Source organism: Nonomuraea sp. NPDC050328 (genome assembly GCF_044459405.1).
In the GTDB taxonomy this organism is placed as follows: Bacteria; Actinomycetota; Actinomycetes; order Streptosporangiales; family Streptosporangiaceae; genus Nonomuraea.
The window spans coordinates 381582-392469 of record NZ_JBITIW010000004.1; the positions used below are offsets into that span (position 1 = coordinate 381582).

A 10888-nucleotide genomic window follows, 5' to 3' on the forward strand; every position below is an offset into this window, starting at 1 on the left:
ACGTGGCATCCACATAACGGGAAAATCACGGTAACCTCAACGTCGCACAGCTTTCATCGACGGGGAGGGGGCTGCGGATGCGCGTCGTCGTGACGGACGCGGAGGTCACCCTGGCCGACGTCCTCTCGCTGCGACTCGCCATCGACCAGCCCCTCCCCGCCGGAACCAGCCTGGTCCTGCGCCACCGCGCCAGCGGCGTCGAGCGCGAGATCCGGCTGGGACCGCTGGAGACGGCCAGCCTCGCGGTCTCCCTCGCGCCGCTCGGCCTGACCGCCGGGCGGTGGGACGCCTACCTGCGGCACGAGGACCGGCGCACCCGGATCAAGAGCGTCGACCCGGGCTTCTCGCTCGACCACCTCGACGCCTACGCGCTCTGCCGGCGCACGCTGGCCTACCGCTCCTACCGCACCCGCAACGGCTTCCTGGCGTTGAAGATCGACGACGCCTCGCCCGCCGCCGAGGTGCGGGCGGTCTGGTTCCGCGAGGGCCGCTTCGAGGTCACCGGGCTGCTCGCCTACACCGGCCTCGACGACGACGACGCCCGCCACGAGGCCAACCTGGCGCTGCACCGGCGGCAGGCCACCATCCGCACCGCCGCGACCGTGCAGGGCATCCGCTTCCACGCCGCCGTCTCCCTGGTCGACGTGGTCGCCGACGAGCACGGCGTCTGGGAGCCCACCCTGGAGGTCGAGGGGGTGCCCGGCGCGCTGCGGCTCAGCGCGCGCCTCGACGACATCGACGGCAAACGCCGCCGCGTGCACTACCCGGCCGCGCGGGTGGACGGGGTGCCGGTACGGCCCAGCTACACCGCCGACGACGAGCTGCGGATCGAGGTGGGCGGGTGAGGATCACCCTGGTGCTTCCCTCCGCGTACGGCATGCGAGGCGACGTGCGGGCCACGCTCAACCTCGCCGGGGCCCTGGCCGAACGGCACGACGTCGAGGTCATCAGCATCAGGCGGTCCAAGGACAAGCCGTTCTTCCCGGTGGCGGCGAACGTGGAGATGCGGACGCTCATCGACGCCCGGCCGGGTGTCCGGCACGTGTTGCCTCGCGGGCAGGTGCGGACGGAGGTGGCCCTGTGGCGGACGTTGCGGGCGCTCCGGAGTGACATTCTCATCACCACCCGGCCCGCCCTGTCTGTCCAGGCCGCCAGGTACGCGCCGCGTGAGACGCTCCGGATCGCCCGGGAGTGGGGGCGGCCTGCCGTACCGGCTCCGGTGGTGAAGCACTACCCGCGGCTCGACGCGGTCGTGACGGCCGGGGAGTCGGCGCGGGCGGAGTGGGGACGGCTGCTCGGGGAGGGCCCCGCCGTCCACGCCATCCGCGACGCGCTGCCGGTCGCGCCCTGGCCCCGCTCGCGGATGGACAACCGCATCGTCGCCGCCGGCGGGCGGTGGGTGCCGGTGAAGGCCTACGACCGGCTGATCCGCGCCTTCGCCGTCGTCGCCGACAAGCGGCCCGACTGGCGGTTGCGGCTGTACGGCTCGGGGCCGGAGGAGTCGCGGCTGCGGGCGCTGGTCGCCGAGCTCAACCTGCACAACCACGTGTACTTCATGGGCGTGACCTCCGACCTGGCCGGCGAGTTCGCCAAGGCCTCGATCGTGGCCAACACCTCCCGCTCCGAGGACCTGGGCATGACCCTCCTGGAGGCGATGAGCTGCGGGGTCCCGGTCGTCGCCTTCGACGGGGCCCGCGGGCCGGCCGAGTTCGTCGCCACCGGCTACAACGGGGTGCTCGTCCCCGAGGGCGGCAACGAGCCGGAACGGCTCGCGCTGGGGCTGCTGGCGATGATCGACGACGAGCGGCGCAGGCGGTCGCTGGCGGCGGGCGCGATGGAGACGGCCCAGGCCCACACCCCGGTGCAGGTGCGGGAGGAGTGGGAGAAACTCATCGCGGATCTACGCTGAAGTTGCCGGTACCTTGGAGTCATGCATGGGTACAGCGGAGACAAGCAGGCATACCTGACGCGGCTCAGGCGTATCGAGGGCCAGATCCGTGGCCTGCAGCGCATGGTGGAGGACGACTCCTACTGCATCGACGTGCTCACCCAGATCTCCGCTGCCACGCGGGCGCTCCAGGCGGTCGCGCTGGGGCTGCTGGAGGACCACATCTCCCACTGCGTCGCCGACGCCATCAACTCCGGCGGGCCCGAGGCGGACGCGAAGGTGAAGGAGGCCTCGGCGGCGATCGCCAGGCTGGTCCGGTCGTAGGACTGACTAGTTATTCGTGACCCGCTGAGAACCACTGTCCCGGACCCCTGCGGAGCCCGGGACTAGGTCATGTTGATTGGTTCTCATCGGCTTGCCGAAGTCCGCAATCCGAGCGCGTCGTCGAGCTCGTCCAAGGTCAGCCGCCGCTCGCTGATCGCTACGGCGGTGAGCACCTCGGCGTAGAGCGCAATCTCGTCCAACGCGACACGGTCATGGACCCGAGAGTCCAGGTCGTCGTGCCCCACCGCGTCGTCCTTCCTTCCGCAGCCCACACCCTCATCGAGGTTACGGCGGGGGGCCTTGCGGCGACATGGCCCATCGGAGTCATTCCTTTCTGCGCCGCGATACCCCCATCAGGATCATTTCCCGAATCTGAGATCACAATTCGGCGAATGCGCTATTGGTCTGCGTGAGAGGGCGATATAGGCGGAGTAAGGGTGAAATAGCGGGATTAGTGGTTTACGTGGGGGTCGTCGCGCTCGTGGACGATCCGCTCGGCCATCGCCGCGGGGCCGGCGAACCGTCCCGGCTCCTCCTCCACCAGGCGGCACCAGGCCAGGGCTGTGGCGTAGGCCGCGCCCAGGATCGCCGCCGCCGTGGCCCGGTCCGGGGGCTCCAGGGCCTCGATCTCGGCCGGGGGTTTCCGGTACGGCGGAGCAGGCCGTACGGTCGCCCCGCTGCCGGACCATTCGGCGGCCCCGCTGCCGGACCTTTCGGTGGCCCCGGTGCCGGACGGCGAGGCGGCCCCGGTGCCGGACGGCGCGGCGGCGGCCCAGCTTCGGCCGGTCGCTCCGCTGTCCTCGGTTCGCGGATCCCACGCCCCGGTCCGCTCATCGGGCTCAGGCTGCCACGCCCCGGTCTGCGCGCCGGCCTGGGGGCCGGTGTGAGGGTGCCATGCGCCGGTCTGTTCGGCGGGCTCGGGATGCCAGGAGCCGGTCGTCGGGTCGCTGACCGGGGCGATCCTGGTGGGGGCGGCCGGGAACGAGGCCGAGCCCCACGCCTGGTCCGAGGGCGCGGGCTTGAGGTGCGCCCGCAGCCGGTGGTCGAGCCAGGCGGGCATCCGGGAGCCCGGATCCGGCAGGTCGGCCAGGAAAGCCGCGGTCAGAGGCAGGGGAGCCGGGGCGAAGGCCAGGGTTTCGGTCAGGTCGTAGAGCGCGTGCCGGAACGCCTCACCGGGGGCCCGCTCGCCCAGCAACGCCCGGTCGAACCGGGCCGGACACCGGGCCAGCCACGCCTGCAGTACCGCATGGTCACCCAGCAGCGCGGCCCGGTCGTCCAGGTCGGGCCGGCGCAGCAGCGGGTCGAGGATCGCCACGAGCGCGTCGGCGCGCGGCAGGAAGCGGGGATCGGCCGCGAGCGCGTGCGCGGTGTCGGCCATGAGCGCGACCAGTCGCAGCGCGGCCCGGTGCTGGTCGGCGCGGACCCGTTCGGCGAAGAGCGTGGCCAGCGAGAGCAGCGGCGTGGCCGGCAGCCACCGCACCCACTCGTCGCCGGGCAGCGGACGGCCGAGGTACTCGCCGAAGATGGTGATGAGCCGCTCGTTGCCGTCGAAGGCGGGCGCGTAGGCGCTCCACATGACGGCCCCCCAGATGGCCGCGACCGTGCCGGGCACGTCGGAGGCGAAGACGTCGGCGAACGCGGTGAGCGGGAAGGTCTCGCACGAGCGGCGGCCGTTGGCGCGCAGCAGGACCCGGATGTGCTCGGTCAGCGCTTCGGGCACGTCGGGCCCGATGAAGCCCTGCACCGAACCGGTGGCGGGCACGCAGTCGGGGCCGCTGGGGATGAGCGGGGGGATCACCGCGAGCGCGGGCTGCGGGACGCGGGTCGCTGGACAGCCGCGCGGCGGCGGGGCGAGATGCCAGCGGCCGTCTGAAGGGTCCTGGACGTGCCAGCGGCCGTGCGCGCCGTACAGCCAGCGGGCGCCGTCGGGCGTGACCAGGATGCGGGCGGCCAGCGCCTGGGCCTTGGCGGGCACGGACAGCCCCGGCCAGCGCGGGTCGAGGACCATCGCGCGAGCCTCCGCCTCGGCCTCGGCGAAGGGGTCCCAGGCTGGTGCGTGCGGGTCCCTTTGGTCGGGCATGGCGGCAATGGTACGCGGGCGGCGCCTGCCGTACCCGAGGGTGGCGGGGAGCTACGGACGGGACCGCGGGTTACGGACCGGCCCATGGTGCGGGCAGAATGTCCGATATGCGGGTAACGGTGCTGGGAACGGTGGCCATTGTGGGAACGGTCGCCGCCTGCGGCGCCACGCCGGCGGCGCAGGTGACGCCCACGCCCTCCGCGTCGCCGAAGGCGCTGACGCTCGCCGCGGCCACGCCGCCGGACCCGGGCGGCGAGGTGGGATCGGCCTCCGGGGAGTTCGAGAGCCCGGCCGAGATGGCCGTCTGGAACCGGCTCAACCTGACCGAGGGCCACCTGAACCGGCTGTCCACCCTGGAGATCACCGGCGGCCAGCTGAAGCTGGTGCCGAAGACCTCGACCTGGTTCGACGGCTTCCGCGGCCCGCTGGTCTACCAGGAGTTGGCCGGCGACATCGTGCTGCACACGCGGGTCAAGGCGGAGGGGTCGAAGGGCGGGCGGCCCAAGCAGAAGTTCTCCCTCGGCGGCGCGATGCTCCGGGTGCCCGGCTCCGACGCCAAGCCGAACTGGCTGTCGGTGACCGTCGGCACCGGCGACACGCCGGGGCGGGTCGAGGTCAAGGAGACGCTCAACGGCAGCTCCAAGCCGCAGGAACTGCCGGTGAAGGACGGCTGGGTCGAACTCGTGCTGGCCCGCTCGGGGCCGGTCGTGGTCGCCTTCTACAAGGAGGAGGGCGGCGCCTGGAAGGTCGGCCGGCGCTGGCTCCGCCCCGACCTGGCCGAGGTCGAGGTGCTGCAGTGGGGCGTGACCGCCTACACCGACTGGGACAGCCTGGGCACGCTGAAGAAGGACGCCGCCAAGGCCAACACGACGGAGATCAAGGGCAGGCCGGACCTGAAGCTGAGCGTCGACTTCGTCCGGTTCCTGCGCCCGCGGCTGCCCGAGGGCGTGGACGCCATGAACCCCGCCGCGGTGCCGGACGACGTGCTGATCAAAGCGCTGACGCCTGCCGGTGCCTGAGCGCCTTGGCCATGTAGGTGTCGGGGGTCCGCGCGAAGATGGCGCGGTCCTCGTCGGTCAGCTCGCGCACGATCCGGCCCGGCGTGCCGGCGACGAGCACGCCCGCGGGGATTTTCTTTCCCGGTCCGACCAGGGCCCCAGCAGCGACAAGAGTGCCCGCGCCGATGCGCGCGCCGCCCAGCACGATTGCGCCTATGCCGATCAGGGCACCGGTCTCCACATGCGCGCCGTGAACCATGGCCTTGTGGCCGAGGCTGACCCGCGCCTCCAGGACGGCCGGCTGCCCGGCGTCGGCGTGCAGGCAGCAGAGGTCCTGGACGTTGCATTCCTCGCCGACGTCGATGCGTTCGTCGTCGCCCCGGAGAACGGAGCCGTACCAGATGCTTGCGTTACGCCCAATCCTGACATTCCCGACTACGGTAGAACCTGGGGCTATGAACGCCTCGGGGTGAATGTCGGGTACGGCGTCGCCGTCCAATGCTGCGATGTACACCTGGGACATCGTATTTCCTCCCCTGTCTGACCCGTTCCGGTTGCGGAGTCGGTCAGATGGCAGGAAAGTCGTATCCCAGACGTCACCTAGCCACAACCCCCAGTGATCCTCCCGCCTCACGCAATAGGTACTCTCCATGACGAACCAGCACGACATCCTTCCCGAACTCATGCAAGAGGACGCCTTCGAGGTCGCGATCCGCGGCTACAACCGTCGTCAGGTGCATGACCACATGCTTCGTACCCGCAACCAGATCAGGGACCTGGAGGAGCGGCTGGCCAGAGCGATCGACCAGGCCGAGCAGTCGCGCATCGAGCTCGCCGAGGCCCGGCGCCGCATGGTGGAGGCCCCCCAGAGCTACGACGACCTGAGCCCGCGCCTGGCGCAGATCCTCAAGCTCGGCGAGGAGGAGGCGGCGGCCAAGCGCGCCGACGCCGAGACGGAATCGGTCCGGCGCGTCGAGGCGGCCCAGGCCGAGGCCGAGCGGCTGGTCAGCTCCGCCCGCGAGACCGCGGACAAGATCCTCACCTCGGCGCAGGCCGAGGCCGAGCGCCGCGTCAGCGAGGCCACCGAGGCCGCCGAGCGCATGCTCGCCCAGGCCGGCGCCGACGCCGAAGAGACGCTCACCACCGCCAGGGCCGAGGCGGAGGAAGGGGTGCGTGAGGCTCGGGCCGAGTCCGAGCGCATGCTCACCTCGGCGCGGATGGAGGCCGAGCAGCTCGTGGAGAGCGCGCGCAACGAGGCGGACGCGGCGCTGGCCAGTGCGCGGGCGGAGGCGGACAGCACCCTCACCACGGCGCAGCAGCGGGCCAGCGCGCTGGACGAGCACACCGGGCGGCGGGTGGCTTACCTCACCGACACGCACGGGGAGGTTGTGCGGCGGTTGAGTGAGATCAGTGTGGTGCTGGCGGATCTCATGGACAAGGAGGCCATGGCTGGGGAGTTGATCCCTGGGCAGCCGCAGGTTGCGGCGGTTGAGGCGCCTGTGCAGGTGATCATCGCTGAGGTGGAGGACGAGGAGGACGAGGCTACTTTGGATCGGATTCCTCAGTAGTTTTCGCCGACGTTCCTTGGCCGTCGGACAGGGTCATGCCCCACCGCCCGATCTTCTCGCCGCATTGGTTGTGGTGGGCGGGCGGGGGTGGGGACGGCCTGCTTCCGGCCGCATCCACGCGACCGCTTCCCGGTCGTCGGCTCCCGGTCCGTTCCCCGCGGCCCGCTCGCTTACAGTTCCCCGCTCCCGGCTCGTTCCCCGCGGCCCGCTCGCTTACAGTTCCCCGCTCCCGGCTCGTTCCCCGCGGCCCGCTCGCTCCCCGTTCCCGGCTCGGTCCTCGCGGCCCGCTCGCTCCCAGGTCCCCGCGACTCGATCCTCCGGCTGGCTCGCGTCGCGCGGACGCTCTCGCCCTCCTTCCTTTGGCCCGCCCCTTGCGGCGGGCTTCCTTAAGTCCCCACGGGTCCCCGGTCGGTGAGGCCCGGTCCCGGCAAGGTCACGGGTCCCGGGGAGCGGGTTTCTGCTGGTGGGTGGCAGGGGAGAGGGGGGACAAGCGGAAGCACCCGCCCCCGATAGGGTCGGATGCTTCCGCGTGGGAGCCCGGTGCCGGAGCCGCCGAGACGCTGGACCCGGCACCGGGCGACTAGGGGCCTCGCCGTTGAGGCGTATGTGGAGCGGTCCATCAGGGGTCTGCGACCCCGGCCCGCCTTTCCTGGTCGACGAGTTGTTCGCGCAGCCCGTCGGGCTCGTCGGCGTCTATGGTCATGGCACATCCCGCCTCGCGCTGCACTGCGTTGAGCGGGTGGTGCCGGGTGGCCCACCAGCGGCCGGCGTCGCTCCGCCAGATGGTCCAGTGCGGGAACTCCCGGGCGATCTCGGCAAGATGCCTATCTAGGGACATCTCTCACCCTTCCCGGGCCAGCTTCGGGTCGTTCCCTGCCCTCTCTAGGAGACTGCACATCTCTAGAGAGGACAAGATCCGCCAAGGCTAGGTCAACCTACCGCTTGACAGTCAATCTTGATCTATGCGTCAAAGTCGTACTGGAGTACATAAGCCGCCGCATCCAACACCATCTCGTTGAGCTCGACGGGGATTCCTCGGACGGTGTAGGCGGTGCGGAGGACGACGATGACCGGCGTGCCGCCGGGCAGGTCGAGCAGGAGCGACTCGCGCGGCTGGGGCATGCGGGCACGCACCTCCTCGGTGAAGTGCGCGGGCGGCATGCCCAGGTCGCGGAGGCGCGCGTAGGCGCCACCGGGTCCGGTGTCGTCGAGCGTGATCGCCGACCCCTCCACCAGGTCGGCGGGATAGTAGGAAGTGGCGAGCTGGACAGGGCGCGCGTCGACGGAGTACCGCCGCCGCCTGACCCAGACCTCGCGGGTGTCGAGCAGGCTCGCCGTTTCGAGCGATGCGGGTTCGCGGATGACCTCCACCTCGTCCACGGTGAACGGGCGTCCTCTGGTGTCCGCGTCCCAGATGGACTGCCCCTGTCCCCACTGTTCGCGGGACAGGCGGCGGGAGCCGTGTCTACGGATGGGTTTGAACAGGCGCACATAGACCCCCGAGCCTCGTTTGGGTACCGCCAGCCCTTCGTTGATCAGGACGGAGAGCGCCTGCCGGGCCGTGGCGCGGGCGACTCCGTATTCGGACATGAGCGCGTTCTCGCCCGGCAACTTGTCCCCATCGCGTAGCTCGCCGGCCGAGATCCGGGCACGGAGCTGGTCGGCGATGCGACGGTAGATGGGAGGCTCGTGAGGTACCGGGGATTCAGACACGTTCGACCACCCTCTGTCACCAACCGGGTTTGGCGTCTCCAGAGAACTTGCCCCGTCTTGTCCACGATCGCACAGATACGCAGGTTGGTCGCGTGCTTCTTTTGAGTGGATCGTGCCCGTGTGGCGATCTACGGGGGTTGTTGCCGACCGTTACCTTGGAACGATCCCGGCCGCTATTGGCCGCGCCCACCAGCGGCGCGTAACCAGGGCAGCCAGTACGGCTCCCGCCGTATTGATCACCACGTCGTCGATCGACGACAGCCGGCCGAGCCGCAGGCCGTACTGAAGTGTCTCCAAAAGGGCCGACCCGAGGGCGGCCACGAGCGCGACGCGGGCGAGCGAAGCGAAGCGCGGGGAGCGCACGGGGAGCAGGGCGCCGAGCGCGGCCAGGACCAGCAGGTTGCCTCCGACCTGCACGAACACGGTCTGCCACGGAGCGGTGGCGAGCTGGGCGAGGTCGTGGAAGGGGATCAGGCTGAGGCCGCTCGGGCCGGCGGCAGGGGTGAGGATCATCCAGACCCAGGGCACGGTGCCGGCGACGATGCCGACGTCCGCGATCGCCGTCCGGGCCGGGGCGGGGTGTCCGCGGCCGCGCCGGACCCGCGCGATCACGATCATGGCGAGGACGGCCAGCGGAACCGCCAAAGCTCCCGCTGTCACGATATTTCCCCACCTGTGGAAGGTCTCGCTCACCGGACCATGGTGAGGGTACGGGAAGGTGGCTCGCCAGACAGGGTGAGCGAGGGCCTCGTGCAGGTTCCGTGCAGCCCCGGCGACTGCCGGGCGTCAGGTGAGGGAGGCGCGGAGGAAGTCGAGAGCGACCGGCCACACCCGGGCGGCGGCCTCCGGTTGGTGGAAGGCCGGGTCCTGGTGGTTGTGGAAGGCGTGCCCGGCCTCCTCGTCCACGTAGACCGTGACACCGGGCCGTCCCTCGGCCGCCTTCTCCGCCATCCGCACCCGCTCGCGCGGGATGTACGGATCGCTCCCCCCGAAGGCCAGGAAGACCGGGCAGCGGATCTGTTCGAGCAGGTCGAGCTGGTCGGGCACGAGCGAGCCGTAGAAGGCCAGCACGCTGTCCACGGCCACGGTGGCGGCCAGCGTGAAGGCCAGCGAGCCACCCAGACAGAAGCCGAGCGTCCCGGCCTTGCCCGTGGTCAGCGGCCGCAGGTGGGCCAGGGCGAGCGCGCAGTCGGTCACCCCTTTGGCGAAGTCGAACCGCGCGGACAGGGCCAGCGAGGCGGCGAGGTTGTCGGGCCCGGGCTCGGGGGCCCAGCCGGGCTGCAGCCGCCAGAACAGGTCGGGGACGGCGACCACGTACCCGCGGCCGGCCAGCTCGGCCGCCACGTCACGGAGGTAGGAGCTCACGCCGAAGATCTCGTGCGGGATGAGGACGCCGGGTCCCGTGCCGCGCTCCGGGAACCACAGGTGCACGTCGAAGGCGCCGTCTCGGGTGGTGACCTGGTCCGTGCGTGTCTGCATGGTGCCAGCATCCCCCGCCGCCCGGCCCGCTTCCAGCACGCGTTTCAGAGCGAGCGGGCCATCGCGCGGGAGACGCCGAGCGCGGCGGTCTTGACCGCGGGAGCCAGCCGGGTGGGGTGGAAGCGGGCCAGCGGCACCGAGACCGACAGCGCGGCCACGACCTCGCCGTCGGTGAAGATCGGCGCGGCGATGCAGGCGCCGCCGAGCTGCGACTCCTCCCGTTCGTAGGCCAGTCCGGCGGCCTGGATCTGCCCGATGGCCTCCTCCAGCCGCTTCGGGTCGACGATCGAGTGCGGGGTGAGCCCGCGCAGCGGCCGGGCCAGGACCTCCTCGATCAGCTCGGGCCCGGAGTAGGCGAGCAGCGCCTTGCCCACCCCGGTGCAGGTCAGCGGCAGCCGGCCGCCGACGCGGGAGGGCAGCGAGAAGGACTCCCGGCCGCGGATCTTCTCGACGTAGACGACGTCGAGCCCGTCGCGGACGCCGAGGTGGATGGTCTCGTGCGTGGCCTCGTACAGGTCGTGCATGAAGGGCAGGGCGGCGTGGCGCAGGTCCCGTTCGAGGGGGACGATGCTACCGAGCTCGAACAGCCGCCGGCCGAGGTAGTAGCCCTCCTCCCGGCGGGTGACGGCGCCGATCTCGATCAGTTCGGTGAGCAGCCGGAAGGTGGTGGTCTTGGGCAGGTGGCAACGTTCGGCGACGTCCATCAGGCGCAACGGCCCCCCGGTGGGGCGGAAGGCGTCGAGGATGAGCCAGGACTTCTCCAGCATGGACAGGTTCCGCGGCATGGAACGCATTGTTGTCCATAACCGGGCAAAACCTCTATATCCATATGTATGAG

The 10888-nt window shown here is 71.2% G+C and carries 12 protein-coding genes; 5 read left to right on the top strand and 7 right to left on the bottom strand.

Annotated features, from left to right (window positions below):
- Nucleotides 1-77 precede the first annotated feature (77 nt).
- Genes ACIBG7_RS18060 through ACIBG7_RS18070 form a run of 3 tightly spaced genes read left to right on the top strand, consistent with a single transcriptional unit; the run spans nucleotide 78 to nucleotide 2212 of the window.
- Nucleotides 78-845, top strand: coding sequence for a hypothetical protein (locus ACIBG7_RS18060; protein WP_357929217.1), 768 nt, complete (start codon nucleotides 78-80; stop codon nucleotides 843-845).
- Nucleotides 842-1909 carry a glycosyltransferase gene (locus tag ACIBG7_RS18065; RefSeq protein ID WP_357929214.1) on the top strand — a complete coding sequence of 356 codons (1068 nt, stop codon included), beginning with the start codon at nucleotides 842-844 and terminating at the stop codon, nucleotides 1907-1909. The genes ACIBG7_RS18060 and ACIBG7_RS18065 overlap by 4 nt, the downstream gene beginning before the upstream one ends.
- 21 nt (nucleotides 1910-1930) lie before the next feature.
- Nucleotides 1931-2212: a metal-sensitive transcriptional regulator gene (locus ACIBG7_RS18070; protein WP_181610929.1), complete on the top strand. Its 282-nt coding sequence runs from the start codon at nucleotides 1931-1933 to the stop codon at nucleotides 2210-2212.
- A gap of 451 nt (nucleotides 2213-2663) precedes the next feature.
- Here the strand turns inward: ACIBG7_RS18070 and ACIBG7_RS18075 are convergent, their stop codons facing one another.
- Nucleotides 2664-4292: a hypothetical protein gene (locus ACIBG7_RS18075; RefSeq protein ID WP_397336915.1), complete on the bottom strand. Its 1629-nt coding sequence runs from the start codon at nucleotides 4290-4292 to the stop codon at nucleotides 2664-2666.
- A 131-nt stretch (nucleotides 4293-4423) separates the two neighbouring features.
- Between ACIBG7_RS18075 and ACIBG7_RS18080 the strand changes: the two genes are divergently transcribed.
- On the top strand, nucleotides 4424-5311 hold the full coding sequence (locus ACIBG7_RS18080) for a hypothetical protein (RefSeq protein WP_357929207.1): 888 nt from the start codon (nucleotides 4424-4426) through the stop codon (nucleotides 5309-5311).
- Here the strand turns inward: ACIBG7_RS18080 and ACIBG7_RS18085 are convergent.
- A complete protein-coding gene (locus ACIBG7_RS18085) occupies nucleotides 5283-5813 on the bottom strand; it encodes a gamma carbonic anhydrase family protein (RefSeq protein WP_357929205.1) in 531 nt (176 codons plus the stop codon). The genes ACIBG7_RS18080 and ACIBG7_RS18085 overlap by 29 nt on opposite strands.
- A gap of 127 nt (nucleotides 5814-5940) precedes the next feature.
- Between ACIBG7_RS18085 and ACIBG7_RS18090 the strand changes: the two genes are divergently transcribed.
- Entirely contained in the window at nucleotides 5941-6858 is a 918-nt protein-coding gene (locus ACIBG7_RS18090; RefSeq protein ID WP_357929203.1) for a hypothetical protein, read from the top strand.
- Nucleotides 6859-7477: 619 nt separating this feature from the next.
- Here ACIBG7_RS18090 and ACIBG7_RS18095 read toward each other — a convergent pair.
- The 5 genes from ACIBG7_RS18095 to ACIBG7_RS18115 form a co-directional block, all read right to left on the bottom strand.
- A complete protein-coding gene (locus tag ACIBG7_RS18095; protein ID WP_357929200.1) occupies nucleotides 7478-7696 on the bottom strand; it encodes a hypothetical protein in 219 nt (72 codons plus the stop codon).
- A gap of 122 nt (nucleotides 7697-7818) precedes the next feature.
- The gene (locus ACIBG7_RS18100) at nucleotides 7819-8571 is read right to left on the bottom strand and encodes a GntR family transcriptional regulator (RefSeq protein ID WP_357929197.1); all 753 of its coding nucleotides are present in this window, start codon (nucleotides 8569-8571) and stop codon (nucleotides 7819-7821) included.
- 150 nt (nucleotides 8572-8721) lie between these two features.
- The gene (locus ACIBG7_RS18105; protein WP_357929194.1) at nucleotides 8722-9264 is read right to left on the bottom strand and encodes a VanZ family protein; all 543 of its coding nucleotides are present in this window, start codon (nucleotides 9262-9264) and stop codon (nucleotides 8722-8724) included.
- Nucleotides 9265-9357: 93 nt separating this feature from the next.
- The gene (locus tag ACIBG7_RS18110; protein ID WP_357929192.1) at nucleotides 9358-10050 is read right to left on the bottom strand and encodes a dienelactone hydrolase family protein; all 693 of its coding nucleotides are present in this window, start codon (nucleotides 10048-10050) and stop codon (nucleotides 9358-9360) included.
- 44 nt (nucleotides 10051-10094) lie between these two features.
- Nucleotides 10095-10835 (bottom strand): IclR family transcriptional regulator, encoded by a 741-nt coding sequence (locus tag ACIBG7_RS18115; RefSeq protein ID WP_397336916.1) that lies wholly within the window; start codon nucleotides 10833-10835, stop codon nucleotides 10095-10097.
- Between the last annotated feature and the right edge of the window lie 53 nt (nucleotides 10836-10888).